General features: G+C 64.5%; 27 protein-coding genes, 1 tRNA gene and 2 pseudogenes. 14 read left to right on the top strand and 16 right to left on the bottom strand.

The annotated features are described in order from the left end of the window. The 4 genes and pseudogenes from J3489_RS17970 to J3489_RS17985 form a co-directional block, all read right to left on the bottom strand. Positions 1-203 (bottom strand): annotated as a pseudogene (locus J3489_RS17970) (efflux transporter outer membrane subunit); the annotation flags it as partial. A gap of 48 nt (positions 204-251) precedes the next feature. Then, the gene (locus tag J3489_RS17975; RefSeq protein ID WP_207000202.1) at positions 252-689 is read right to left on the bottom strand and encodes a MarR family winged helix-turn-helix transcriptional regulator; all 438 of its coding nucleotides are present in this window, start codon (positions 687-689) and stop codon (positions 252-254) included. A 107-nt stretch (positions 690-796) separates the two neighbouring features. Further along, positions 797-2,359 carry a DHA2 family efflux MFS transporter permease subunit gene (locus J3489_RS17980; protein WP_207000204.1) on the bottom strand — a complete coding sequence of 521 codons (1,563 nt, stop codon included), beginning with the start codon at positions 2,357-2,359 and terminating at the stop codon, positions 797-799. Between the two features lie 89 nt (positions 2,360-2,448). Beyond that, on the bottom strand, positions 2,449-2,886 hold the full coding sequence (locus J3489_RS17985) for a MarR family winged helix-turn-helix transcriptional regulator (RefSeq protein WP_207000206.1): 438 nt from the start codon (positions 2,884-2,886) through the stop codon (positions 2,449-2,451). A 189-nt stretch (positions 2,887-3,075) separates the two neighbouring features. On the opposite strand from J3489_RS17985, the gene J3489_RS17990 reads away from it, so the two are divergent. Together J3489_RS17990 and J3489_RS17995 are read left to right on the top strand one after the other, a co-directional pair. Then, on the top strand, positions 3,076-4,332 hold the full coding sequence (locus J3489_RS17990; RefSeq protein WP_207000208.1) for an aconitase X: 1,257 nt from the start codon (positions 3,076-3,078) through the stop codon (positions 4,330-4,332). Next, positions 4,316-4,801 (top strand): aconitase X swivel domain-containing protein, encoded by a 486-nt coding sequence (locus tag J3489_RS17995; RefSeq protein WP_207000210.1) that lies wholly within the window; start codon positions 4,316-4,318, stop codon positions 4,799-4,801. Before J3489_RS17990 ends, J3489_RS17995 begins: the two co-directional genes overlap by 17 nt. On the opposite strand, the gene J3489_RS18000 is transcribed toward J3489_RS17995, so the two are convergent. Both J3489_RS18000 and J3489_RS18005 read right to left on the bottom strand, forming a co-directional pair. After that, on the bottom strand, positions 4,785-6,173 hold the full coding sequence (locus tag J3489_RS18000; protein WP_207000212.1) for a pyridoxal phosphate-dependent decarboxylase family protein: 1,389 nt from the start codon (positions 6,171-6,173) through the stop codon (positions 4,785-4,787). The genes J3489_RS17995 and J3489_RS18000 overlap by 17 nt on opposite strands. Before the next feature lie 156 nt (positions 6,174-6,329). Then, entirely contained in the window at positions 6,330-7,118 is a 789-nt protein-coding gene (locus J3489_RS18005; protein ID WP_207000214.1) for an SDR family NAD(P)-dependent oxidoreductase, read from the bottom strand. A gap of 29 nt (positions 7,119-7,147) precedes the next feature. Between J3489_RS18005 and J3489_RS18010 the strand changes: the two genes are divergently transcribed. After that, positions 7,148-7,291, top strand: coding sequence for a hypothetical protein (locus J3489_RS18010; protein WP_207000217.1), 144 nt, complete (start codon positions 7,148-7,150; stop codon positions 7,289-7,291). 17 nt (positions 7,292-7,308) lie between these two features. Here the strand turns inward: J3489_RS18010 and J3489_RS18015 are convergent, their stop codons facing one another. After that, positions 7,309-7,515, bottom strand: a complete 207-nt coding sequence (locus tag J3489_RS18015; protein ID WP_207000220.1) for a hypothetical protein — start codon at positions 7,513-7,515, stop codon at positions 7,309-7,311. Positions 7,516-7,734: 219 nt separating this feature from the next. Between J3489_RS18015 and ribBA the strand changes: the two genes are divergently transcribed. The 4 genes from ribBA to J3489_RS18035 all read left to right on the top strand — a co-directional run bounded on the left by ribBA (position 7,735) and on the right by J3489_RS18035 (position 11,171). Then, a complete protein-coding gene (gene ribBA, locus J3489_RS18020; protein WP_207000222.1) occupies positions 7,735-8,895 on the top strand; it encodes a bifunctional 3,4-dihydroxy-2-butanone-4-phosphate synthase/GTP cyclohydrolase II in 1,161 nt (386 codons plus the stop codon). Positions 8,896-8,946: 51 nt separating this feature from the next. Further along, positions 8,947-9,462, top strand: coding sequence for a 6,7-dimethyl-8-ribityllumazine synthase (gene ribH, locus J3489_RS18025; RefSeq protein ID WP_207000224.1), 516 nt, complete (start codon positions 8,947-8,949; stop codon positions 9,460-9,462). After that, entirely contained in the window at positions 9,459-9,893 is a 435-nt protein-coding gene (gene nusB / locus J3489_RS18030) for a transcription antitermination factor NusB (protein ID WP_207000226.1), read from the top strand. Before ribH ends, nusB begins: the two co-directional genes overlap by 4 nt. Before the next feature lie 81 nt (positions 9,894-9,974). Beyond that, a complete protein-coding gene (locus J3489_RS18035) occupies positions 9,975-11,171 on the top strand; it encodes a pyridoxal phosphate-dependent aminotransferase (RefSeq protein WP_207000229.1) in 1,197 nt (398 codons plus the stop codon). Positions 11,172-11,264: 93 nt separating this feature from the next. Here J3489_RS18035 and J3489_RS18040 read toward each other — a convergent pair whose 3' ends face one another. Next, on the bottom strand, positions 11,265-12,389 hold the full coding sequence (locus tag J3489_RS18040) for a transglycosylase SLT domain-containing protein (RefSeq protein ID WP_207000231.1): 1,125 nt from the start codon (positions 12,387-12,389) through the stop codon (positions 11,265-11,267). Between the two features lie 610 nt (positions 12,390-12,999). Between J3489_RS18040 and J3489_RS18045 the strand changes: the two genes are divergently transcribed. Together J3489_RS18045 and J3489_RS18050 are read left to right on the top strand one after the other, a co-directional pair. After that, entirely contained in the window at positions 13,000-14,586 is a 1,587-nt protein-coding gene (locus J3489_RS18045) for a UbiD family decarboxylase (protein ID WP_207000232.1), read from the top strand. Between the two features lie 145 nt (positions 14,587-14,731). Then, positions 14,732-14,911: pseudogene (locus tag J3489_RS18050) on the top strand (LysE family translocator); the annotation flags it as partial. 16 nt (positions 14,912-14,927) lie between these two features. On the opposite strand, the gene J3489_RS18055 reads toward J3489_RS18050, so the two are convergent. From J3489_RS18055 to J3489_RS18065, 3 genes are all read right to left on the bottom strand, one after another. Beyond that, complete coding sequence (locus J3489_RS18055) at positions 14,928-15,893, bottom strand: threo-3-hydroxy-L-aspartate ammonia-lyase (RefSeq protein WP_207000234.1); 966 nt, start codon at positions 15,891-15,893, stop codon at positions 14,928-14,930. A gap of 169 nt (positions 15,894-16,062) precedes the next feature. After that, a complete protein-coding gene (locus tag J3489_RS18060) occupies positions 16,063-16,356 on the bottom strand; it encodes a hypothetical protein (protein ID WP_207000236.1) in 294 nt (97 codons plus the stop codon). Positions 16,357-16,821: 465 nt separating this feature from the next. Further along, complete coding sequence (locus J3489_RS18065) at positions 16,822-16,983, bottom strand: hypothetical protein (protein WP_207000238.1); 162 nt, start codon at positions 16,981-16,983, stop codon at positions 16,822-16,824. Positions 16,984-17,432: 449 nt separating this feature from the next. Here J3489_RS18065 and J3489_RS18070 point away from each other — a divergent pair, with 449 nt between their 5' ends. From J3489_RS18070 to J3489_RS18080, 3 genes are all read left to right on the top strand, one after another. Continuing rightward, a complete protein-coding gene (locus J3489_RS18070; protein WP_207000240.1) occupies positions 17,433-18,359 on the top strand; it encodes a Rossmann-like and DUF2520 domain-containing protein in 927 nt (308 codons plus the stop codon). 96 nt (positions 18,360-18,455) lie between these two features. Beyond that, entirely contained in the window at positions 18,456-18,776 is a 321-nt protein-coding gene (locus J3489_RS18075) for an EthD family reductase (protein WP_207000243.1), read from the top strand. A gap of 121 nt (positions 18,777-18,897) precedes the next feature. Further along, positions 18,898-19,461, top strand: coding sequence for a YggT family protein (locus J3489_RS18080; RefSeq protein ID WP_207000245.1), 564 nt, complete (start codon positions 18,898-18,900; stop codon positions 19,459-19,461). On the opposite strand, the gene J3489_RS39120 is transcribed toward J3489_RS18080, so the two are convergent. Both J3489_RS39120 and J3489_RS18085 read right to left on the bottom strand, forming a co-directional pair. Further along, positions 19,421-19,762, bottom strand: coding sequence for a hypothetical protein (locus J3489_RS39120; RefSeq protein ID WP_508617097.1), 342 nt, complete (start codon positions 19,760-19,762; stop codon positions 19,421-19,423). The two genes, J3489_RS18080 and J3489_RS39120, sit on opposite strands and share 41 nt — an antisense overlap. Next, positions 19,656-20,207 (bottom strand): tetratricopeptide repeat protein, encoded by a 552-nt coding sequence (locus J3489_RS18085; protein WP_207000247.1) that lies wholly within the window; start codon positions 20,205-20,207, stop codon positions 19,656-19,658. Before J3489_RS18085 ends, J3489_RS39120 begins: the two co-directional genes overlap by 107 nt. A 162-nt stretch (positions 20,208-20,369) precedes the next feature. On the opposite strand from J3489_RS18085, the gene J3489_RS18090 reads away from it, so the two are divergent. Together J3489_RS18090 and trmB are read left to right on the top strand one after the other, a co-directional pair. After that, positions 20,370-20,444, top strand: a tRNA-Gly gene (locus tag J3489_RS18090). A 148-nt stretch (positions 20,445-20,592) separates the two neighbouring features. Continuing rightward, a complete protein-coding gene (gene trmB, locus J3489_RS18095; protein ID WP_207000249.1) occupies positions 20,593-21,372 on the top strand; it encodes a tRNA (guanosine(46)-N7)-methyltransferase TrmB in 780 nt (259 codons plus the stop codon). Between the two features lie 5 nt (positions 21,373-21,377). Here trmB and J3489_RS18100 read toward each other — a convergent pair whose 3' ends face one another. The 3 genes from J3489_RS18100 to J3489_RS18110 form a co-directional block, all read right to left on the bottom strand. Then, on the bottom strand, positions 21,378-22,211 hold the full coding sequence (locus J3489_RS18100) for an undecaprenyl-diphosphate phosphatase (protein ID WP_207000251.1): 834 nt from the start codon (positions 22,209-22,211) through the stop codon (positions 21,378-21,380). 97 nt (positions 22,212-22,308) lie between these two features. Next, on the bottom strand, positions 22,309-22,893 hold the full coding sequence (locus J3489_RS18105) for a DUF1439 domain-containing protein (RefSeq protein WP_207000253.1): 585 nt from the start codon (positions 22,891-22,893) through the stop codon (positions 22,309-22,311). Positions 22,894-22,999: 106 nt separating this feature from the next. After that, entirely contained in the window at positions 23,000-23,296 is a 297-nt protein-coding gene (locus J3489_RS18110; RefSeq protein WP_207000255.1) for a YkgJ family cysteine cluster protein, read from the bottom strand. Between the last annotated feature and the right edge of the window lie 97 nt (positions 23,297-23,393).

A 23,393-nucleotide genomic window follows, 5' to 3' on the forward strand; every position in this document is an offset into this window, starting at 1 on the left:
TCGGCCCAGTCGGGCGCCGGCCAGTGGCCGCTTTCGGCAGGCAGGCTCTGCGCCGTCGCGAACTGCTGCGGCTGCGACATCTGCTTGTCGCTATGGATGCCCGCGTAGTTCACGCAGGCCGACAGCACCGCCACCAGGATCGCCGACAGCCCCACTTTCACTGCACGGATACCGCTGCCGGGTCTAATAATCTGCACCTTCATTCTCTGACCTGTCAGATTAATGAGTAAAAAAAGGGAGCGCCACCGCGCTCACTCTCCAATGAACTTGTTAAGCAGGCGGCCCAGTTCTTCGAACTCCGCCTTCGTGAATTTCCTCAGCCGCGCGTTCAGCACTTCCGGCGCGATCTTCGGAATCTCGGCCGCGACTTCTTCGCCCTTCTCCGTCAACACCAGGTTGACCACCCGGCGATCGTCCACGCTGCGCGAGCGTTCCAGCAACCCCTTCGCTTCCAGCTTGTCGAGCATCCGAGTCATCAGGCCGGTGTCGATGGACAACATCTTCGAGAGCTCGAACGGCGTGGTGGCCAAGCCGCTCTGCATCGCGCGGAGAATGCCCATCTGCTGGCTGGTGATGTCGAGCTCCTTGAGCGCCGCATCCATTTCCGCAACGATCAGGTTGCGCGCCTTGGTCAGCATGAACCCGACGCTTTGCGTCAGCGAGAAATTTTCGGTCGTGTAGTGCTTCATGGCGCGTCCTCGGTGTGCGTGACGTGAACAATAACTGCAACGTCAGATTCTGTCAAGATAATTTTTGCGATTGCTTCCCGTTCGCGCGGCGCGTCCCTTGCTTGCGCTCAGTGACCGCCCGCGCCCGCTGCGTTCGCTGCTCCGTCCTTGCCGGGCTTGGTCACCCAGATAAGGGGAATGATCACGACAAAGATTACCGCCGACAGCCAGAACACATCGTTCAGGCCGAGCATCGACGCCTGCGCGTTCAACTGCGTTTCGAAAAAAGCCTGCGCTTTGAAGAGACTCGCGTTCAGCGTCGTCTGAATACCGGCGAGCGCGTGCACATAGGCCGGATTGTTCACGCTGGTCTGCTCGGCGAGCCGCGCATGGTGCAGGATCGTCCGGTCGTTCCAGATGTTGCTGATGAGCGACGTGCCCGCCGCGCCGGCGAAGATCCGCACGAAGTTCGACAGACCCGCGGCCGCCGGGATCTTCTCGGGCGGCAAGCCCGACAGGATGATCGCCGTGAGCGGCGTGAAGAACAGCGCCATCGGGATGCCCTGCAGCAGCGTCGGGAGCACGAGCGTGTGGGGGTCGACGCCCGTCGTGTACCACGAGCGCATCAGGAACACGCCCGCAAAGCCGAGGAACGCGAGTGTCGCCAGCACCCGCATGTCCGATTTCGGCATGATCTTGCCCATCACCGGCGCAAGGAGCACGGCGAAGATGCCGAGCGGCGCCGTCACGAGCCCCGCATCGACGGCCCGGTAGCCCAGGAACTCCTGAATCCAAGTCGGCAGAATCACGAGGTTGGCGAAGAAGACCGCGTACGCGACTGATATCGCGACGGTGCCGCCCAGGAAGTTTCGTCCGGTAAACAGACGCAGGTCGACGATCGGCTTGGCCTCGGTCAGCTCCCAGATCAGGAAGAACACAAAAGCGATCAGCGCAACGATCGTGAGCACCCAGATCACGGGCGACTCGAACCAGGCGAGATCCTTGCCCTTGTCCAGCATGATTTGCAGCGCGCCCACCCAGACGATGAGCGAGATGAGCCCGACCTTGTCGACCGGCAGCTTGCGCGACGGCGTTTCGCTCTTGCGGTAGAGCGCCCAGATCACCGCAGCGGCGAAGAGGCCGACGGGTACGTTGATATAGAAGATCCACGACCAGCTGTAGTTGTCGGTGATCCAGCCGCCCAAGGCCGGCCCGGCGATCGGCCCGACCGTTGCGGTCATCGCCCACAGCGACAGCGCGCTCGAGCTCTTTTCCCGCGGAAACGAAGCGAGCAAGAGCGACTGCGACAGCGGCACCAGCGGCCCGGCCACCGCCCCCTGCACGATACGCGCCGCGAGCAGCACGGGCAGGCTGGGTGCGAAGCCGCACGCCGCGGACGACAGCACGAACAGCAGGATCGCGGCCACGAAGAGCTTGACCTGCCCGACCCGCTGCGTGAGCCAGCCGGTCAGCGGAATCGAGACCGCGTTGGCCGCGGAGAACAGCGTGATGACCCACGTGCCTTCGTCGACCGACACGCCGAGGTCGCCGGACAGCGTCGGGATCGCGACGTTGGCGATCGACGAATCCAGCACGTTCATGAAGGTCGCGAGGGCCACGGCGAACGTGCCCAGTGCGAACTGCCAGCCAGTCAATAGTGCCGGAGCGCTCGCGTGTTTCGGCGGGTTCATGTTGCGTCCTTTGAAGGGTTGGGCGGCCGGCTGTCCTGAACCCGGCGCTATTTCTCTGATAAGTCAGATATTTAGGTAAAAAAAATGACTCATCCATCCAGCAACTTGCCGAGGAGACGGAACAAGGTCGCGAATTCCAGCGAGGTAAAGCCCGACAAGCGCCGGTTCAACACTGCCGGCGCAATCTCCGCGATCCGCGTGGCGGCATCCCGCCCCGCTTCGGTCAGTGCCAGGTTGACCACCCGCCGGTCCAGGCTGTTGCGAGCCCGGCGCACGAGACCCTGCCTTTCCAGACGGTCGACCACTCGTGAGACGAATCCCGGATCGGCTCCCAGCAGCTTGGATAGTCCAGCCGGCGAGCGCGCTATGCCCCGCGATAGGAGGAGCAGCGCGCCGACCTGCGAACTGGTGACGCCTGTGCCCGAGAGCGCGACCTCCATTTCCGCAATGAGCAGGTTGCGGGCTTTGCTCAGCGCGTGGTCGACGCTGTGGAACGCAAAAAAACTGTCTTCGCTGTAATGGCTCATAACTGATCTCTCTGTTTCTGATTTTTACTATATCTGCCTTTGCAGATATATGCAAAGATTTTTTCCGGGACGGCGGAACCCGGCCAGGATCAAGCCGGCGCGAGCGCGAGCCGCATCGACGCGTTTGCGCCGCATTTGCGGCCGATGCTATCGTTGCCGCATCAAGATCACCCAGGAAACGAAATCGTCATGCTGATGCTCGAAGCACGCGACCGCGCCATGCTGCACGGCGAGTTCGGAGCCGGCGTCGCGCTGGCGATGCGCATTGTCGCGCGCACCGGGAACGTGATGAACGCGCCCAACCTGATCGACGTCTCGTCGGCCCATATCGACGGCTGCCTGTATCACGGGCCCGTGAGCCTGGACTTCGTCGAACGCTTCGTCGCAAGCGGGACCCGCGTCGCGATACCGGCCACGTTGAACGTCGGCTCGCTCGATCTCATCCACCCCGAGCTTTTCCACGGCGCCGCGAGCGTGCGCCAAGCCGCGGAGCGCTTGATGAAGGCCCACATCGAACTGGGCTGCGAGGCGAGCTTCACCTGCGCGCCCTATCAGTTGCAGCACCGCCCGAAGCTGGGCGATCAAATCGCCTGGGCGGAATCCAACGCGATCGTGTTTGCCAATTCGGTGCTGGGCGCGCGCACGAGCCGCTATGGCGATTTCCTCGATCTCAGTGCAGCCATCACCGGCCGCGCGCCGTACGCGGATTTGCATGTGAAGGAGAATCGCGCGGCGCGCATCGTGTTCGCAGTTCCCGATTTCGCCACGCTGCCGGGCCGAGACGTGTTCTTCGCTGCGCTCGGCCTGCTGCTGGGCAAGGAAGCGGGAGCCACGGTGGCCGCCGTCGTCGGCCTGCCCGCAGATACCACCGAGGACGAACTCAAAGCGCTCGGCGCCGCGGCTGCATCGAGCGGTGCGGTTGCGCTGTTCCATGCGGTGGGCATCACCCCCGAAGCGCCTACACTCGACGCCGCCACGCAAGGACAGCAACCGCTCAAGACCGTGCACGTCTCGCTGGAAGACCTCGTGTGCGTGCGTCGACGGTTGAACCAAGCACAAGCCGGCGATCCGCTCGTCGCGGTGAGTCTCGGCACACCGCATTTCTCCGTCGCCGAATTCGATCGGCTCGCCGCGCTGTTTGCACAGTATCCGGGCGAGCCGCGGTGCGACTTCTACGTCAATACCAGCCGCTTCATTCTGTGGCAACTGGAAGCATCGGGAATCGCGAATCAGCTTGCCGCGCGCGGCGTGCAGATCGTCGCCGATACGTGCACTTACATCACGCCCGTGATGAAGAGAATGAGCGGGCTCGTCATGACGAACTCGGCGAAGTGGGCGCACTACGCGCCCGCTAATATCGGCGTGTCGGTGGCGTACGGCAGCATGGAAGAATGCGTGCGCTCCGCATTCGAAGGAAAGGTGCGCTTCGATGAACCCGTCCTTTGATACCGGAGCAAGCGCGAACCGCGACGGCAAGCAGACTGTGATCGTGCGCGCCGAGGCGTTGGCTTCAGGAAGCGCTTCGGGGCCGAAGATCTTGCTTGCCGAGCCGCTGAGTTTTTGGGGAGGCTACGACGCCGCCCGGGGCCTGATTGTCGAACAGACTCACCCGGCGTTCGGCCGCAGTCTCGCCCGCACGATCATGGTGATGCCGCACGCGAAAGGATCGAGTTCGAGCAGCAGCGTGCTCGCCGAAGCGATTCGAAACGGCACCGGCCCCGCCGGCATCGTCCTGCGCGAGCGCGACCTGATCATTGCGATCGGCGTGATCGTCGCGGGTGAGTTGTATGGCTTGTCGGTGCCGCTTGTCGTAGTGGGAGATCGGGACTTCGACACCGTCTGCGGCGAAGGCGCGACGATAAGCATCGACGCGCCACGCGAAAACGGACCCGCGCTCGTCACGCTGACAAGGTAGCCGCCAACGACGCGGCGATCCGCTCGACGTCGCTTTCGCTCGTGCGCCAATTCGAGAATGCGGCGCGCAATGCCCACGTCCCCGCATAGACCGTGCTCGTGATGAACACATCGCCGCGGTCGCGCACCGCCCGCATGAACGCATTCACGCGTTCCTCGGTCGGGTTCCCGGCGAGCGTGAAGCAGACCACGTTGAGCCGTGTCGGCGCAAGCAATTTCAATCCGGGCAACGCGGCAATCCGCTCGCCCAATTGCTGCGCGAGACGGATGTTGCGCTGGACGATCTCGGCATGCCCCGCGCGCCCGTACGCGGTCAGCGAAAACCACGTTGCCAGCGCGCGCAGCCGGCGCGAGTTTTCCGGCGTCAGATGGACGAAATCGGGGTTGTCGCCCGGCGTGCCGAGATAGGCCGCGCTGTTCTGAAAGACGCGCACTTGCAGATCGCGCCTTCGGCTGAACTGCACGGCGGCGTCGTACGGCACGTTGAGCCACTTGTGCAGATCGACGCAAATCGAATCCGCTTCGTCGATGCCTTGGGTCAGCGCCGCGTGCTCCGGCGACAGCGCCGCAAACGCGCCGAACGCCCCATCGACATGGAGCCAGAACGAATAGCGCGACTTCAGCGCGGCGATGGCCGCGAGATCGTCGAAATCGACCGTGTTCACAGTGCCCGCATTCGCGACCACGATGACCGGCTCGCCTTGCAGTCGATCAAGCGCGGCTTCGAGAGCGGCCGGATCGACGGCTTCGCGATCCGGCCGCGTCGCGATCTTTTGCACCGCTTTGCGTCCGATCCCGAGCATCGACAGCGCCTTGTAGATGCTCGAATGCGGCGCGCCCGACAGCACGTGAATCCGCGGCAGCGCTCCGACGCCCTCTTCGGCGATGCTCAGGCCACGCTGCTCTCCAAGCCACTCGCGCGCGATCGCCAGCCCGACGAAGTTCGACATCGTCGCGCCGCTGACCAGCACGCCGCGTTGCGCATCGGAGAAGCCGAACAACTGCCGCAACTGCGCGACCGTTTCGCGTTCGAGATCGGGCGCGGAACTGTCGATGCCGGCGGTTGGGTTTTGGTCGTAGACGCTCGTCAGCCAATCGCCCGCAATCGCGGCAGGCGTTGCGCCGCCCGTCACGAAGCCGAGATACCGGGGACCCGCGCTGCCCGAGAAGCCCGGCGCCCAGCGTGCGGCGAACGCCGCGATCGCACCTTCAAGGCCGCTGCCGTGCTCGGGCAGTGGTCTTGAAGATGCCGCGTGCGGCGCGATTGCGACGGGCCGCAACGCCACGTCGTTCAATGCATCAACCGCGTGCTCGAGCGTCCGTGCGAGCAAGACGTCGAGATTGACGAGATCGTGTGAGAGTTTCGCGTCCATACGCTTCCATATGAATGATCCGGCGACGAGCGGCTTTCTGACCGCTCCTCGCCGGACTGAATGTGCACTGAGCACCGGGAAGAGAAGGTAACGCGAAGAATATCAGCGCCTCGCAAGCGGCGCTGAAGCGCCGCTTGTCGACATTCGACAGCGAGGTCAGCCGCGATAGCGCGGAGCCGCATGCTCCTGCGCGAAATTCGGCTGCATCGCACGGCGCGCGGTTTCGAACGCGTCCCACTGGCTGGCGTCGTGCAGCGGCGGAATCGTCACGCGCTCGCGCCGGTCGAAGCCGACCAGCGCGGCGTCGACGAGCTCGTCCACCTCCATCAGGCCTGAAAACGTGTTGATGTCGATGCCCGAGCGCTCGAAGATCTCGGTGCGGGTCGCCGCGGGCAGCACGGCTTGCACGTACAGCCCTTTGGGTCCGAGTTCTTCTTGCAGCGACTGCGAGTACGTCAGCACATACGCCTTGGTCGCCGAATAAACGCCGGACGGCGCTTCCGGTATGAACGCCATCACGGACGCGATGTTGATGATCGAGCCTTCGCCCTTCGCCACGAAACGCGGCACGACCGCTGCCGCAAGACGCGTCACTGCAGTCACGTTGAGGCGAATCAGCCGGTCCTGCACGTCGGCGTTCGTACCTTCGAGCCCGCCCGCCGCCGAAGCGCCCGCGTTGTTGACGAGCAGCCCGATCTGCTCGTCTTCGGAGAGCCGCGTTTCGACGCGGCGCAGATCGGCCGCATCCGTGAGGTCCGCCTGGATGATGTCGATCGCGACGCCGGTCTCTTCGCGCAGCCGCGCAGCGAGCGCTTCCATGCGCTTGCGATCGCGCGCGACCAGCACGAGGTCGTATCCGCGGCGCGCGAGACGGTCCGCGTAGGTCGCGCCGATTCCGGAAGACGCGCCCGTAATGAGCGCCGTGGTAATTGCCTGCTTCGTCATACGTGGTCCCTATGGTGGAGTAGAACGCGATGTCGACCGCCGACTTTTTAATGGTCAACATCATCAATACGATGATGTCGATGATGATAAACGTAATCTATCGTGTCAACCAGAAAATTGGGGTCGCGATGGCACCCGGTCGAAAGCAGGTCGCGCGCAATCGTGTGCGATAAGCGTCTACGCGCTCACATCAGGCCCGCGCAGACCGCCGCCACGATTCGCGGCCTGAACCCATGTCCTGCGCGAACGCGTTGAGGCGCACGGCGGAGGTCGCGTCCTGCGATTCGAGCCCTGCCTCGTTGATGACCGTGACCGTCTGCGGAATGTCGCGCAGCGCTTGCGGCGTCTTTGCGCCGACCGTCGAGGGTTGTGCTGAACAAATGAGAATCGATATCATTTCACGCCCTCCATATTGTTTCGACTTTTGAAAGATGCCGACTCAGTGCCGCCGTTTGATCGATTCAAAATGAAATAAGTTGATAAGTACTTTGTTTTTAAACCGCAATATTCAGCGGATTGAATATCAGCGACACCGCTTTGCGGCGCACGAGAGAACCAGCGACGCCCGCCCCCGCGTGGCGTAAAATACGCGCTTTCCCGCTCTCCCCTCCCGATAATGACGCTCGCCTCCACCCTCGAGATCATCGCCGAACTGAAAGCCGGCCGGATGGTGATCCTGGTCGACGAAGAAGACCGCGAAAACGAGGGCGACCTCGTTCTGGCCGCCGATTACGTCACGCCGGATGCGATCAATTTCATGGCCCGCTACGGCCGCGGCCTGATCTGCCTCACGCTGACGCAAGAGCGCTGCAAGCAGTTGAACCTGCCGCTCATGACCTATAAGAACGGCACGCAATACGGCACCGCGTTCACGGTCAGCATCGAGGCCGCCGAAGGCGTGACGACCGGCATCTCCGCCGCCGACCGCGCCCGCACGATCGCCACGGCCGTCGCGCACGACGCGCGCGCCGAGCACATCGTGCAGCCGGGCCACGTGTTCCCGATCATGGCGCAGCCGGGCGGCGTGCTCGTGCGCGCGGGCCACACCGAAGCCGGCTGCGATCTGACGGCGCTCGCGGGCCTGACGCCCGCCGCGGTGATCTGCGAAATCATCAAGGACGACGGCACGATGGCGCGCCTGCCCGACTTGCTCGAATTCGCGAAACAGCACGGGCTCAAGGTCGGCACCATCGCCGATCTCATCCATTACCGCAGCCGCACCGAGTCGATCGTCGAGCGCGTCTGCGAGCGCACGATGCAGACCGCGCACGGCGCGTTTCGCGCGGTGATGTATCTCGACCAGCCGAGCGGTTCGCCGCACCTCGCGCTCGTGCGCGGCACGCCGTCGCCGGAACGCGAAACGCCGGTGCGGGTGCACGAGCCGCTGTCGATGCTCGATTTGCTCGAAGTCGGCGCGTCGACGCACTCGTGGACGCTCGACGCCGCGATGCGCGAGATCGCCGCGCGCGATCTGGGCGTCATCGTGATGCTCAATTGCGGCGACTCGAAAGAACATCTGATCGACGTGTTCAAGGCGTTCGATCAGAAAGACAAGGCCGCCGAACTCAAGCGCCGTCCGGTCGACTTCAAGACTTACGGCATCGGCGCGCAAATCCTGCGCGAGCTTAACGTCGGCAAGATGCAGGTGCTGTCGAACCCGCGCCGTCTCGGCAGCATGTCGGGCTATGGCCTCGAAGTCACAGGCTTCATCCCGATGCCGGGCAGCGAGGCCAAGAACTGCGACACGGCGCCCGAGTCATCGGGCTCGCACGCCTGATCGATTTCTCAACGCACACTCGCGCACTCAACCAACAACCACGGACCTTTTATGGAAATCGGACAATATCAACCGAACCTCGACGGCGACGGCCTGCGCGTCGGCATCGTGCAAGCGCGCTTTAACGAACCGGTGTGCAACGGCCTCGCCGATGCGTGCATCGAAGAACTCGAACGGCTTGGCGTGACCGGCGAAGACGTGCTTCTCGTCACCGTGCCGGGCGCGCTCGAAATTCCGCTCGCGCTGCAAAAGCTCGCCGAAAGCGCTCAGTTCGACGCGCTGATCGCGCTCGGCGCCGTGATCCGCGGCGAGACGTATCACTTCGAACTCGTGTCGAACGAGAGCGGCGCCGGCATCACGCGCATCGGTCTCGACTTCGGCATTCCGGTGGCGAACGCGGTGCTCACGACCGACACCGACGAGCAAGCCGTCGCCCGCATGACCGAGAAGGGGCGCGACGCCGCGCGCGTGGCAGTCGAGATGGCGAACCTCGCGGTCGCGCTGGAACAGCTCGGCGGCGACGACGATGAAGATGAAGACGAGGACGAAGAAGAGGAACAGGCATGAAGAGCGCTCGCCGACGTTCCCGCGAACTCGCCACGCAGGGTCTGTATCAGTGGCTTTTGTCGGGGGCGAACTCGGATGAGATCGACGCGCAGTTGCGCGGCGCGCAGGGTTTCGACAAAGCCGACAAGGCGCATCTCGATGCGATCCTGCACGGCGTGATCCGCGATTCGGCCGCGCTGTCGGCCGATCTCGCGCCTTGCCTCGACCGCCCGATCGAACAGCTCTCGCCCGTCGAGCGGGCGGTGCTGCTCGTCGCGGCATTCGAGTTCAAGAATCATCTCGACATTCCGTATCGCGTCGTCATCAACGAAGCTGTCGAGCTGGCGAAGACCTTCGGCGGCGCGGACGGCTACAAGTACGTGAACGGCGTGCTCGACAAGCTGGCCGCCAAGCTGCGCGTCGCCGAAACGCAGTCGGGGCGCGGCAACTAAACTCGGCACGACCCGGCGGACCGCGTTTCGCCGCCGCCGGCGGCGCCCTTCTCCCGCCGGCTTTTGGATTTGGAAATCAGCATGAACAACGCGTCCGAACCCCTCGTGCGTCTCGCCGCCCGAGTCGACGCCATTGCGCCCTTCTACGTGATGGAGCTCGCGAAGGAAGCCGCGGAGCTCGAAATCGCGGGGCGCGACATCATCCACATGGGCATCGGCGAGCCCGATTTCACGGCGCCCGAGCCCGTGATCGAGGCTGCTGCCAGCGCGCTCAGGCGCGGCGTCACGCAGTACACGGGGGCGCTCGGCATCGCGCCCTTGCGCGAAGCGATCGCGGCGCACTACGCGCAGACGCATGGGCTGCGCATCGATCCTGCGCGCATCGTCGTGACGGCGGGCGCGTCGGCTGCACTTTTGCTCGCCTGCGCGGCGCTGGTCGACCGTGACGACGAAGTGCTGATGCCCGATCCGTCCTATCCGTGCAACCGTCACTTCGTGGCCGCCACCGAGGGTCGTGCCGTGCTCGTCCCGAGCGGGCCTGCGGAACGCTTCCAGTTGACGGCCGCCGACGTGGAAAGCCGCTGGAACGAGAAAACTCGCGGCGTGCTGCTCGCGTCGCCGTCGAACCCGACCGGCACATCGATCGAACCCGGCGAGTTGAAGAAGATCGTCGAGGCCGTGCGCGCACGCGGCGGCTTCACGATCGTCGACGAGATCTACCAAGGGCTCAGCTATGATGCGCGGCCGGTGTCGGCGCTGTCGTTCGGCGACGACGTGGTGACCGTCAACAGCTTCTCGAAGTACTTCAACATGACCGGCTGGCGTCTCGGCTGGCTCGTCGTGCCGCCCGCGATGATCGGCGCATTCGAAAAGCTTGCGCAGAACCTGTTCATCTGCGCGTCGGCGCTGGCCCAGCATGCGGCGCTCGCGTGCTTCGAGCCCGATACGCTCGCGATCTACGAAGCGCGGCGCCTCGAATTCAAGCGCCGCCGCGACTACATCGTGCCGGCGCTCCAGTCGCTCGGCTTCGGCGTGCCGGTCACGCCCGACGGCGCGTTCTACGTCTACGCGAATTGCACAGGCGTCGCGCATCCGGCCGCCGGCGACAGCGGCGCGCTCACGAAGGCGATGCTGCACGACGCCGGCGTCGTGCTCGTGCCGGGCATGGATTTCGGCACCAGCGCGCCGCATGAGTACATCCGACTTTCCTACGCGACCGCGTATGCGCGGCTCGAAGAAGCGGTCGAGCGGTTGCGCAAGCTGTTTGGGCGCGCGTAAGAACTTCCTGCACAGCGGCTACTCGAGTCGACACCAAAAAAGAAGAAGGGCACCCTCGGGTGCCCTTCTCTCTTTCAACCATGCGCTTGCAACTTAAGCCCCAAACTCCGGCCCCGAGTTGTGCTTAGGCGTCGACGCGTTCGCACTCGCGTCGTCCTGATCCGCAGCTGGCGACGAAGCCGCAGCCGTCTTCGCCGCAGCGATCGCATGCGCGTTGTCGAGCGACACCTGCACCCGCTTGTTCGTCGCGGCCGCCGCCTGCTGCTGCGGCGGCGCCTGCGGTGCGTTGATCGGCACCTTGCGGCCGCGCGCCACGTCGCGCAGGCGGTCGCGCTCGGCCATCACCTTCGCTCCGTAGCCGCCGTCGTCCTGCGACGTCGAGCCGACGTACAGACGCAAGCCGCCCAGCAGCGAACCGCCGCGCGCGATGCAGTCCTTCAGCACCAATGCGCCGACCTTGATGTTCGTCATCGGCTCGAGCGCAGCGCTCGTGCCGCCGAAGTACTGGAACTTGTCCGAATGCACCTTCGCCATCACTTGCATCAGGCCTTGCGCGCCGACGCCGCTTTCCGCATACGGATTGAAACCGGATTCGATCGCCATCACCGCGAGCAGCAGAAGCGGATCGAGGCCGACATCACGGCCGGTCTCGAATGCCGCCTTCACGAGATCGCCGATAGGCTCTTGCGCGACCCGATAGCGGCGCGCCAAGTAGTTCGTGACCAGATTCTGTTCGGCCGTCGACGCAAACGCGTGATTGTTGCGCGCATCGGGCGCGACACGCTGCGACGGGATCAGGTTAGCCAGCATGCCGACGGTCGGCGGCTGGGTATGCATATCGAAGCTGTTCGGAGCCTGATAGTTGAGGCCGCTTTGGCCGGTGCCGTCGAAGGCGCCGTCGTAGCGGGTGTTGTCGGCGGCGGGGCCGTTCGAGCTCAGCGTTTCGTCGGTGCCGTTGGCCGGCCCAAAGGCGGGCAGCGGATGGCCGCTCAACAGCCGCGCCGGTCCGGCCTGGACGGCCGCGGAAATGACCGGCATCAGCTTCGCGGCGAGCGGGGTGCGCACGTTGGGCAACAGCCACAGCGCGAGCGCAGTAAGTACAGCAAAGCCGCCGACGATGCTGAATAGGTGGTGACTGACACGCGTCCCGCGACGCAGCATGGCGCGTACTGCTTGCGCCAGGCGCTCATCGGGACGCCACGATAACCAAGTATTCATTCAGATCTCCCATCGATCATGGCCTTGCGACGGATACAGCTGAGCATTGGGCCCGGGTCGCAAAGCCAAGACATCGCGCGCCTTGGTTGGGGCGGCTGCGACGTCGGGATACGGTAACGTACCGTTACAACTGGTAACGCGCCGTTCGGAGCGCCACATCGGAGCAAAAAAAACCCGGCGGCATGCTCGTTCAGCATGCGCGCGGTGGCTCTCACGCTATAAAACCAGCGGCGAAATGCGCTGGCGAGGACAAACTCAAGGCCGTTGGTGCCGTGCAGGATTCGGCAAACGGTGACGCGAAGCGTCGAAGGACCGGAGGTTTGGTAACGACTAAACTGCTGGGTCCCTGCTACCAATGTGGACGGATTCTAGCAGGGTTTTATAGATCGTCAACACTATGAAAATTGAAATCTATAACAATACGTAATTATGAACAGTGTTCAGCGTCTCGAAACCCCCACGCTTTGCGCGTCTCCACCGATTTCGACCCAATCCGCGAAAAAACCTCCTGTAAGAAGCGCAGGTAAAATCGCGCATCCAATGAGCAGCCTGGCCGCGCCGGCTGTCCGCCCCTGCCCCGCCCGTCCCGGGTGGCTCCAAACTGACTCGCATGAAATATAAAGACCTGCGCGACTTCGTCGGTCGCCTAGAGACGTTGGGCGAACTGCGCCGCATCCGGCAGCCCGTCTCGCCCGTGCTGGAAATGACCGAATTGTGCGACCGCGTGCTGCGGGCCGGCGGCCCCGCGCTGCTGTTCGACGCGCCGCAAGGCTTCGCGTTTCCCGTCCTCGGCAACCTGTTCGGCACGCCGCGGCGCGTCGCGCTCGGCATGGGCATCGACAGCACGGGCGGCGATCAGGGCCATGGCGGCGATAGCGCCGCGCTCGAATCGCTGCGCGACGTCGGCCGGCTGCTGTCGGCGTTGAAGGAGCCGGAGCCGCCCAAGGGCCTGAAGGACGCCGGCAAGCTTTTGTCGCTCGCGAAGGCCGTCTGGGACATGGCGCCGAAGACGGTCAGCTCGCCGCCCTGCCAGGAGATCGTCTGGGAGGGGCAGGACGTCGACCTCGCTAAGCTGCCGATCCAGACCTGCTGGCCCGGCGACGCCGGTCCGCTCGTCACCTGGGGCTTGACCGTTACGCGCGGCCCCAACAAGACGCGCCAGAACCTCGGCATCTACCGGCAGCAGCTGATCGGCCGCAACAAACTCATCATGCGCTGGCTCGCCCACCGCGGCGGCGCGCTCGACTTCCGCGAGTTCGCGCTCGCCAACCCCGGCAGGCCGTATCCGGTCGCGGTCGTGCTCGGCGCCGATCCGGCAACGATCCTCGGCGCCGTCACGCCGGTGCCGGACACGCTCTCCGAATACCAGTTCGCGGGGCTGCTGCGCGGTGCGAAGACCGAACTCGCGAAGTGCCTGACGCCCGGCGTCGACACCCTGCAAGTGCCCGCGCGCGCCGAGATCGTGCTCGAAGGCTTCATCTATCCGCAGGAAGGCTCGCCCACGCCGGCGCAGGCGGGCGCGCCGCCGCGACCGTCCAAGGGCGCCTCGGCCGCCTACGAGCACGCGCTCGAAGGCCCTTACGGCGACCACACCGGCTATTACAACGAGCAGGAGTGGTTCCCGGTCTTCACTGTCGAGCGCATCACGATGCGCCGCGACGCGATCTACCACTCCACCTACACCGGCAAGCCGCCCGATGAACCGGCCGTGCTCGGCGTCGCGCTCAACGAAGTGTTCGTGCCGCTCTTGCAGAAGCAGTTCACGGAGATCACCGATTTCTATCTGCCGCCCGAGGGATGTAGCTACCGGATGGCGATCGTGCAGATGAGGAAGAGCTATCCGGGTCACGCAAAGCGCGTGATGTTCGGCGTCTGGAGCTTTTTGCGGCAGTTCATGTATACGAAGTTCATCGTAGTCGTCGACGAGGACGTGAACATCCGCGACTGGAAGGAAGTCATCTGGGCGATCACGACGCGCATCGATCCGGCGCGCGACACCGTGCTCGTCGACAACACTCCGATCGACTACCTCGACTTCGCGTCGCCGAAGGCGGGCCTCGGCTCGAAGATGGGCCTCGACGCGACCAACAAATGGCCGGGCGAGACCGATCGCGAATGGGGCCGCCCGATCGTGATGGACGACGCGGTGAAGACGCGCATCGACAAGCTGTGGGACGAGCTCGCGCTCGGCCGCTGATGAAACATTCGACGACGGAGTGACGAGTCCACGACCGCGAGCCGCGCAGCCATTGCCGCGACCGTGTAGCCCGGGGTGTGAATGCACGCAGTATCGATGTTGTCGGACGGTCTTTTTTCTGTCGCTTTCGTTGTGCCTCGACATCGGTCTGTGCTGGACGCTCGTCCTATGCGGTCTCGCGAGCCACGGACGCAAGCGCGCGGGCGCCGGCTTGCTGCACGGCTGTCACGTGCTCTCCGCGCTGCTCTTCGCGTACTTCTGGTACAGCGTGATCGTGAACGGCTGCCGCGATTTGATCCTGCAGGCGGCGCATAGCACGGCGTAAAACAGATTAGCAGACCTTAGCTCAGAAACTCGGCGAAGCGGCTCAAATCCACATTGCCGCCGCTGATGAGCACGCCGACGCGCTTCCCCTTCACCGGCACGATGCCATTGAGCACAGCCGCGGCAGCGAGACAGCCGGTCGGCTCGACGACCATCTTCATGCGCTGCGCGAAGAATCGCATCGTGTCGATCAGTTGCGCGTCGCTCGCCGTCTCGATCCGCTTGACGAGGCGCTGAATGATCGGAAAGTTGTAGCTGCCGAGATGCGGCGTGGCGGCGCCGTCGGCGATCGTCTTCGGCACGTCGATATGGACGATCTCGCCGCGTGCGAGCGACTGCTGGCCGTCGTTGCCCGCCTCGGGCTCGACGCCGATGATCTCGCACGACGGGCTGAGCGCCGCCGCCGAGAGCGCGCTGCCGCCCAGCAAGCCGCCGCCGCCAAGGCACACGACGAGCATGTCGAGCGGCCCGGTCTCTTCGATCAGTTCCTTGGCCGCCGTGCCCTGCCCCGCGATCACGTGCGGATGGTCGTACGGAGGAATCAGCGTCATGCCGCGCTCCTGCGCGAGCCGGCGGCCGAGTTCCTCGCGATCCTCTTTATAGCGGTCATACGTGATGACTTCGCCGCCGTAGCCCTTGGTCGCTTCGACTTTGGCGGCGGGGGCGTCGTGCGGCATCACGATCGTGGCGTGGATGCCCGCAAGCCGCGCCGACAACGCGATCGCCTGCGCATGATTGCCCGATGAATAGGTCAGTACGCCGCCTTTGCGCTGCTCGGCGTCGAAATGCGAGATCGCGTTGTACGCGCCGCGAAACTTGAACGCGCCCATGCGCTGAAAGTTTTCGCACTTGAAGAAGATCGAAGCGCCGCAGCGCTCGTCGGCCGTGCGCGAGGTGAGAACGGGAGTGCGGTGCGCGACGCCCGCGATACGCGAGGCGGCGTCGGCAACATCGTCGAAAGTGGGAGTGGGTAGCGCTTGCATTGCCTGAAGAGAGTGGTTGGGGGAGCAGGCATTGTCCCAGCTTCCGGCGCGCTTTGAAAACCCAAAGCAAACGGCGCAACCCGGCGATGAAGCAGGCATTGCGCCGTTCGCGAAAGACCTGGCTATTGCGAGGGTTAAGCGAGCGCCTCGTACAGCCTCTTAAAGCCGCTTAACGGCGCCAGTAGCCATGATGACCGTAGTAGCCGCGATAGTAACCATGATGCCAATACGGCTGACCATAGTAGCCGCCCACCACGACTCCCGGCGGACCGTAATAGACAGGCGGCGGAGCGTAATAGACAGGCGGCGGAGCGTAGTAGACAGGCGGCGGCGCTGCATAAACCGGATAGGCCGGCGCGACCGGAATGCCGATACCGATGCCGACCGACACGTGAGCCTGTGCGGCGGTGGCGAACCCCACGCCCAACGCAGCGGCGGCAAAAAACGAAATGAGCTTCTTCATTGCTGTTCTCCTGACGGCCCGGCGCGCGGCCGGCCCGCATGACTGGCACTGCATGAAACCCAATGTATCGAAAAAGCCTCGTGGGGGTGTTCCGCATTTGTTGCAAATTGCAATCGAGCCAATCCCGAACATTGAGCCTGTCTATTCGCGACAAACCCCTATCTATGTCCGACACGTGAAAATCCAAGGAGTTGCGCGCTGCCGGCGCTGGGATCCGGGTGCATTTACCGGTGGGCACGGAGAAAGCCCGTGGGAATCGGAAATGTTTAATTACAAATTGACGGCCTGTCCGTTGTGCAGGCGAGGCACCTATGTAGAGTGCCGTTAGCCACGTGGGCGTTGCATGGGACCCGAGTCAGTGTTGAAGCGCTAACTCGGGTCGACATCAATAAAAAGCCCGGCGTTCGATCCGGGCTTTCGTCATGCAAGCGGCAAGCGTTGGTCAGCGTGCCTCTCGGGCGACCCTCAGCCTACCTTCACGTAGGTGAATTCGCGCGACACGCTCGGCGGCACGTACGCGCCGCTGATCTTCACACGAGGCGTGAGACGCTTTTTCTGGTCCCACCAGAGACGGCGCTGCGAATGGCTCAGGAACCGCAAGTGCTTCCGGTAAGAGAACATGCTCATCGTGACCTCCCGTACGTGGCTAAGACACTGGAAACTGGAAAGAAACCGCGACTACGATCTGTATCTCCGACTGCTGTCGACCCGAGTCAGCGCTTTAGCTGTCGGCCGGAGTTAGCGCTTCAGCACTGACTCGGGTCCCATGCAACGCCATGAACCTGTGCGCCATGCCTCGGAGCAAACGACATTCCCGGCGCCGGCCGGCCCGCCCCGGCCCGCTCTCGATCCATCGTGTTGGAATTGTGACGGGCAATCGGGCCGGCGGGCATTGCGCCGCCGAATGACGCCCCTCGCACTTCATACGACGCCCAATTTCATCCGACAAACAAACGGCGCTCGCCCGTGTTTCGAAATCGCGCGCCTTCGGCATGGCAGCCGACGCTTGCGCGAGCGCTTTCCGGATGCGAGATACTTCAGCTTTCGCCCACACTTCCTGCTCGGACACTGGAACCATGCCGCTTTCTTCTGCGCCACGGATCGGCTTCATCGGCGCGGGCCGGCTGGCCCGCTGCCTCGCTGCCGGCTTCGCCCGCGCCGGGTACCCGGTCACGGCTGTCGCGAGCCGCTCGCTGCAATCGGCGCGCGATCTCGCGCAACAGGCTGGACAAGGCAACGCCGTCGACGATCCGCAACAGGTGATCGCCGCTGCCGACATTGTCTTTTTATCCGTCCCCGACGACAGCATCGGTACGATGGCCAACACACTGCGGTTCGATGCGGCAAACGCGCGTTCGAAAGCGCTCGTGCATTGCAGCGGTGCATCGCCCGTCGAGCTGCTGGCGCCGGCACGCGGCCAGGGTGCGCTCACAGGCGGGTTTCATCCACTTTACCTGTTCAGCGGCAGCCCCGCAGACATCGAACGAATCGCGGGCTGCTCCGTGACGATCGAAGCGGACGGCGAACTCGAAGCCGCGCTCGCCGCGCTCGCGCGCGCGATTTCGTGCCATCCGCTGACGATTCCGCACGGCACGCGCATGCTGTACCACGGCGCGGCGCACTACGCCGCGAGCTTCGCGCTCTGCGCGTTGAGCGAGTGCGTCGAGCTGTGGCGCACGCTCGGCTTCTCCGAAGACGATTCGCTGCGCGCGCTCTTGCCGATGCTCGCCGGCACGATCGAAACCGCGCGCGACAAGGGTCTCGCCGACGCGCTCGCAGGGCCGGTGTCGCGCGGCGATGCCGGCGTCGTCGCAAAGCAGCTCGCGCTCTTCGAGACGATGGGCGGCGATCACGCCGCGCTCTATGCGCTCCTGACCCGCCGCGCCGTCGCGCTCGCCAAGCAGCGCGCCAAGCCGCCGGCGTCGCTCGATGCGATCGAAGCGGCTATCGAAGCGTCCCTCGAGCGCTCGCTCCCGCAGGTGCAAGCGCCAAGTCAGCCGTGATAAGGTGACGACCGGAAAACGGGGTGCCGCGCGCCGCCGGCCAGACAGCCGTGCAAGGGACCCGACACACGAAGACCCACCGACGAGAACGCAAAAATGATCAAGGTCAGCATCCTCTATCCGTATCGGGAAAACGGCCATTTCGACGTGGATTACTATTGCCGCACCCACATGCCGCTCGCGGTGCAGCGCTTCGGCGCAGCGTTGCGGGGCTGGTCGGTGGACGTCGGCATCAGCGCCGGGCCTCCGGGGTCGCCGCCGCCTTACGTCGCCGCGGGCCACTTCCTGTTCGACTCGGTCGAAGCGTTCTATGACGTGTTCATCCCCGCCTCCGACGAACTGCTCGGCGACATCCCGAACTACACGGATGGCGGCAACGGCACGATCCTGATCAGCGAGGTCAAGATATCCGCTTAGCTCCGGCTCAAACGCCGGTATGCTTGTCAGGCCGCGCACGCACGCTTGACCGGTCTCGCAGCGCGCCCTTCGTCGACTCGCGCGCCGTGCCATTTAAAACTCAAGAAGGAAAGGACCCGAGATGTTCGGCGATATCGCCCGCTTTCTGCTCAATACGATCTTCACGCTGTTCGGCGCGGCGCTGCTGTTGCGCGCCTGGATGCAGGCGGTGCGCATGCCGCCGTACAACCCCGTTTCGAACGCGATCTTTCAGGTGACCAACTGGCTCGTGCTGCCGTTGCGGCATGTGTTTCATGGCAAGCGCGGCATCGATTGGGCGAGCGTCGTCGCCGCGCTGCTCGCGTCGATCGTCTATGTGGGATTGATGGTGACGATCGCGGGCGTCGATCCGTTCGGCCTCGTGCCCGTGCTGTTGATCGTCGCTATTCTGACGCTCGTCAAGTGGGCGTTGAACCTCATCATCTGGCTCACGATCCTGATGGCGCTCTTGTCGTGGCTGAATCCGCGCTCGCCCGCGATGCCCATCCTCTATCAATTGACTGCGCCGTTTCTGAATCCGCTGCGGCGCTTCGTGCCGCAACTGGGCGGCATCGATCTCTCGCCGATCCTGCTGTTCGTGATCGTGCAAATCCTCTTGATGATCGTCACGCGCGCGGCGGTGTCGTTGACGTTGTTCGGGATTTGATCCCGGGCTGCGGCAGCGTGCCGGCAAGATGCTCGGTCAAGCGCTGCGCGACGGCGCTCGCGCCCCGCCGATAAGCGGCGCTGTCGTCGCGTTCGCCGCCGATCCCCGTCAGCAAATGCCACGCGAGCGATGCCTGCGCCGACGCGTTGCCTTGGGTTCCGGCGCGCCGGAACCAGTATGTCGCTGCGTCGAGATCAACGTTGACGCCGAGGCCCGCATCGCACGCGTCGCCGGTACTTCGCGTTACCGCGATTCGCGAGGCCCCAAAGCCAATACGCGTGCGCCACTTCGCCCGCTTCATCCCTCGGAGGGTCTTGCGCGAGCATCTCCATCGACGGCACGTCGCCGCGGCGTGCCGCAGCGTCGCACCAATACTTTGCAGTACTGAGGTTGCGCGCGACGCCGATTCCGCTCCAGTAAACAACGCAGAGCGCCCGCTGCGCGATCACGTCGTTCGATTTCGCCCCTTCGGTGAACCCTTTCACTGCGGCGATGCGATCGAGCTGGCCGTCAGTGCCGGCCCAATACGCGCCGCCAAGCGCCGAATACGCCGGACCGAATTTCTGGTCGGCCGCCTTGATGAGCCACTCGCGCGCCACACCGCGTTTCGCGGCTTTTGGCTTGCGGTTCAGTAAATAGACACCCAGGAGCAACTGCGCGCGCGCAATGCCGGCGTTGGCCGCATGCGCCAGATAGGTACTGAGCCGCAGGCAAACCGTCGACCGCAGCCCCTTCGATGTCGGCAAGCCCACCGTCCAGATCGGCGCGCGCGCCGAAGCCGGATAGGCGCATCGAGCCGTAGAGCAGGCGCGCAGCGTGCCGCCGCCCCAGCAATCGCGCGCGACGCGCCGTAGGCGCGAGCCCGCAGTTGCGCAAACCGCCCAAAACCGCGTAAAATGGCGCGCTCTGCGGGCGTCGTATAATGGCTATTACCCTAGCTTCCCAAGCTAGAGACGTGGGTTCGATTCCCATCGCCCGCTCCACATTTGGCCGTTGGCCCTGGAAGCCGCCTCGTCGAAGGCGGCTTTTTAGCATCCGCGGCGGCAAGGTCCGCCGCATCGTCACAATGCCTCACGGCACGTTGCGCATTCGCCATGCGAACTGCAGCGCGCTCTTCCTCTGTAGTCACCGATGATTCACGATCCGAACGAAGACGGCATGCCAAGCGAGCCTGGCGCAACCGCCGGCGACGCCGACGCGTCCACTCCCACCGCCAGCGATGCGCCAAGGAATCCGCTGCATCTGCGCCGCATCCGCAGCTTCGTGACGCGCGCCGGCCGCGTCTCGACCGCCCAGCGCCGCGCAATGGACGAGCTCGGCCCGCGCTTCGTCGTGCCCTACTCGGCCAACGCATGCGACTGGAATGCCGCCTTCGGCCGCGCGGCGCCGCACATCCTCGAGATCGGCTTCGGCATGGGCGCGACGACCGCGGAAATCGCCGCGCAGCGTCGCGGCGACGACTTCATCGGCGTCGAAGTCCACGAACCGGGCATCGGTGCGCTCTTGAAGCTGATGGGCGAGCAGAATCTCTCGAACATCCGCATCGTCCAGCATGACGCGGTCGAGGTGCTCGAACAGATGATCGCGCCCGGCAGCCTCGACGGCGTGCACATCTTCTTCCCCGACCCGTGGCACAAGGCGCGCCATCACAAACGCCGGCTGATCCAGCCGAAGTTCGTCGCGCTCCTGGTTTCGCGCCTGAAGGCAGGCGCCTATCTGCATTGCGCGACCGACTGGCAAAACTACGCCGAGCAAATGCTCGAAGTGCTGAGCGCCGAACCCGCGCTCGCGAACACCGCCGACGGCTACGCGCCGCGCCCCGGCTATCGTCCCGTGACGAAGTTCGAGCGCCGCGGCCTGCGCCTCGGGCACGGCGTCTGGGATCTCGTGTTCGAGCGGCGCGCCGGATAAAGAGATCAGTTCCAGTTCAGACCGCCGCCATAGCCGACGATCAGGACCAGCAACCCGAAGCCGATCCGATACCACGCGAACACGGTGAAATCGTGCGTCGCGATGTAGCGCAGCAGCCAGCGCACGCAGATGAACGCGCTTACGAACGCGGCCGCCATCCCGATCGTGAACAGATCGACCATCTGAACCGGCGTCGCGTGCCAGGTCTTGACGATCTCATAGAGCGTCGCGCCGATGATGATCGGAATCGCGAGAAAAAACGAAAACTCAGTGGCGACGCGCCGGTCGAGCCCGAAGAACATCCCGCCGATGATCGTCGAGCCTGAGCGCGACATGCCGGGAATCAGCGCGCAGCACTGCGCACAGCCGACTTTCAACGCATCGAGCGGCGTGAGCGCGTCGATCGACTGAACGCGCGACGGCGCATCGCCGCGCTCGCGCTGACGCGATTCAGCCCACAGGATGACGACGCCGCCCACCACGAGCGCGAGCGCCACCGGCACTGGCGCATACAGCACCGCCTTGATCGACTTCTCGAACACGAGACCCAGCACGACGGCCGGAATCGTCGCGATGACGGCATTGAGCGCGAAGCGCCGCGCGGCCGTTTGCGTCGCGAGGCCGGCAATCACCTCGCCGATGCGCCGCCGGTACTCCCAACACACCGCCAGGATCGCGCCGAACTGGATGACGACGTGGAAAGTCTTCGAGCCTTCGTCGGTGAAATCGAGCAAGCTGCCGACGACGATCAGATGGCCCGTGCTCGACACCGGCAGAAACTCGGTCAACCCCTCGACGACGCCGAGGATCACCGCCTTGCAGATCAATATCCAATCCATCGATGGCCCTTTTGCGGAAGATGCCGCTCTCCGGCGGGGTAGCGGAACGTAACGGGAAAGGGCCCGGGAAACGCGCGGCCCCACGGCCGCGCGCGCCTCACTTCTCGAGGATCTGCACGCGTATGCCGTTTGTAAGGATCGTGATTGTACCGGGTTCGTAATTCACGCCGGCAAATTGAAGCTGCTCGGGCTTGAATGTGTAGACCGGATAGTTGGTGAGCCATTGCGTCGCGAGCAGCGCGGCGGCCGCGCCGATCTGCTGCGTGTAGGCGCGAGCCTGGCCGTCCACGCTGACGTTGTCGACGGTAGGCTCCTTGAGCACGACCGCGCGGCTCGCGGCGTCGTAGGCGAGCTGGCTCGACAGCGTGAAGGTCCCGTCCACCGGCTGCTGCAGGAACGGGCTCGCGAAATGCGCGTCGAGCCGCACGCTCACGCGGTTCGTATCCGGCAAGAGGCCGACGACGGGATTGCTGAGCGTGACGTTGAACACCTGGGAGACCGTGCGCTGCAACGGAAACTTGCGCTGCACGGCTTCCTGCACCTGCTCTCTCGAGAACGTGTAGTGATCCGGGATGAACGGAAACGTGGCGGTGGCACAGGCGCCGAGCGAGACGCCGATGCTCGCCGCCGCACAGGCCGCTGCCAGCAACCGGCGCCGCGTGGACGCTCTCGCTTGAGTCATGCAAAACCTCCTGCTCTTCGATGCTTCGATGTTGGGTTCGCTTGGGCACGCCGGCCCGCGCAAAGTTCTTGCGCGGCAGTTCGCGCTTCGTTCGCTCTTCCTTGGACTATCGGGCAGCGGGCTGCGTCGCCGCTTCGAGCTGCGTGAGCCATGCGATCGCGTGAGCGCGCGACGTGCCGCACATCTCCGCTTGCGGCTGCAAGCCGGAGCAGCACGCGGGCCGCTCGGGGCGACCGAAGATGGCGCAGCGGTGATGGTCGTCCAGCTGGATGCAGCGCACGCCGGCGGGCTTGCCGTCCGGCATGCCGGGGATCGGGCTCGTGATCGAAGGCGCGATGCAGCACGCGCCGCAATCAGGACGGCACGCGTGTTCGGTCACAACGGGGGCTGCAACGGCATTCACGACAAGGTCCGATCCTCGCGTCAAGCAACGGCAATTCGTGCGGCAGGCAACGCAGCAAATCGGCGGCGAGCCCGTATTGTGCCTGCATTCGTTGTTG

The sequence above is a fragment of the Trinickia mobilis genome (assembly GCF_017315705.1).
In the GTDB taxonomy this organism is placed as follows: domain Bacteria; phylum Pseudomonadota; class Gammaproteobacteria; order Burkholderiales; family Burkholderiaceae; genus Trinickia_A; species Trinickia_A mobilis.

What these genes read in the sequence shown, in the direction of transcription:
- nusB (WP_207000226.1), top strand. Translation starts at nt 9,459, where the DNA reads ATGAAGAGCGCTCGCCGACGTTCCCGCGAACTCGCCACGCAGGGTCTG.
- J3489_RS17990 (WP_207000208.1), top strand. Translation starts at nt 3,076, where the DNA reads ATGCTGATGCTCGAAGCACGCGACCGCGCCATGCTGCACGGCGAGTTC.
- J3489_RS17975 (WP_207000202.1), bottom strand. Translation starts at nt 689, where the DNA reads ATGAAGCACTACACGACCGAAAATTTCTCGCTGACGCAAAGCGTCGGG.
- ribH (WP_207000224.1), top strand. Translation starts at nt 8,947, where the DNA reads ATGGAAATCGGACAATATCAACCGAACCTCGACGGCGACGGCCTGCGC.
- J3489_RS18100 (WP_207000251.1), bottom strand. Translation starts at nt 22,211, where the DNA reads ATGGATTGGATATTGATCTGCAAGGCGGTGATCCTCGGCGTCGTCGAG.
- J3489_RS18005 (WP_207000214.1), bottom strand. Translation starts at nt 7,118, where the DNA reads ATGACGAAGCAGGCAATTACCACGGCGCTCATTACGGGCGCGTCTTCC.
- trmB (WP_207000249.1), top strand. Translation starts at nt 20,593, where the DNA reads ATGATTCACGATCCGAACGAAGACGGCATGCCAAGCGAGCCTGGCGCA.
- J3489_RS18010 (WP_207000217.1), top strand. Translation starts at nt 7,148, where the DNA reads ATGTCGACCGCCGACTTTTTAATGGTCAACATCATCAATACGATGATG.
- J3489_RS18070 (WP_207000240.1), top strand. Translation starts at nt 17,433, where the DNA reads ATGCCGCTTTCTTCTGCGCCACGGATCGGCTTCATCGGCGCGGGCCGG.
- J3489_RS17995 (WP_207000210.1), top strand. Translation starts at nt 4,316, where the DNA reads ATGAACCCGTCCTTTGATACCGGAGCAAGCGCGAACCGCGACGGCAAG.
- J3489_RS39120 (WP_508617097.1), bottom strand. Translation starts at nt 19,762, where the DNA reads ATGAAGCGGGCGAAGTGGCGCACGCGTATTGGCTTTGGGGCCTCGCGA.
- J3489_RS18015 (WP_207000220.1), bottom strand. Translation starts at nt 7,515, where the DNA reads ATGATATCGATTCTCATTTGTTCAGCACAACCCTCGACGGTCGGCGCA.
- J3489_RS18040 (WP_207000231.1), bottom strand. Translation starts at nt 12,389, where the DNA reads ATGAATACTTGGTTATCGTGGCGTCCCGATGAGCGCCTGGCGCAAGCA.
- J3489_RS18035 (WP_207000229.1), top strand. Translation starts at nt 9,975, where the DNA reads ATGAACAACGCGTCCGAACCCCTCGTGCGTCTCGCCGCCCGAGTCGAC.
- J3489_RS17980 (WP_207000204.1), bottom strand. Translation starts at nt 2,359, where the DNA reads ATGAACCCGCCGAAACACGCGAGCGCTCCGGCACTATTGACTGGCTGG.
- J3489_RS18105 (WP_207000253.1), bottom strand. Translation starts at nt 22,893, where the DNA reads ATGACTCAAGCGAGAGCGTCCACGCGGCGCCGGTTGCTGGCAGCGGCC.
- J3489_RS18080 (WP_207000245.1), top strand. Translation starts at nt 18,898, where the DNA reads ATGTTCGGCGATATCGCCCGCTTTCTGCTCAATACGATCTTCACGCTG.
- ribBA (WP_207000222.1), top strand. Translation starts at nt 7,735, where the DNA reads ATGACGCTCGCCTCCACCCTCGAGATCATCGCCGAACTGAAAGCCGGC.
- J3489_RS18075 (WP_207000243.1), top strand. Translation starts at nt 18,456, where the DNA reads ATGATCAAGGTCAGCATCCTCTATCCGTATCGGGAAAACGGCCATTTC.
- J3489_RS18045 (WP_207000232.1), top strand. Translation starts at nt 13,000, where the DNA reads ATGAAATATAAAGACCTGCGCGACTTCGTCGGTCGCCTAGAGACGTTG.
- J3489_RS18000 (WP_207000212.1), bottom strand. Translation starts at nt 6,173, where the DNA reads ATGGACGCGAAACTCTCACACGATCTCGTCAATCTCGACGTCTTGCTC.
- J3489_RS18055 (WP_207000234.1), bottom strand. Translation starts at nt 15,893, where the DNA reads ATGCAAGCGCTACCCACTCCCACTTTCGACGATGTTGCCGACGCCGCC.
- J3489_RS18065 (WP_207000238.1), bottom strand. Translation starts at nt 16,983, where the DNA reads ATGAGCATGTTCTCTTACCGGAAGCACTTGCGGTTCCTGAGCCATTCG.
- J3489_RS17985 (WP_207000206.1), bottom strand. Translation starts at nt 2,886, where the DNA reads ATGAGCCATTACAGCGAAGACAGTTTTTTTGCGTTCCACAGCGTCGAC.
- J3489_RS18060 (WP_207000236.1), bottom strand. Translation starts at nt 16,356, where the DNA reads ATGAAGAAGCTCATTTCGTTTTTTGCCGCCGCTGCGTTGGGCGTGGGG.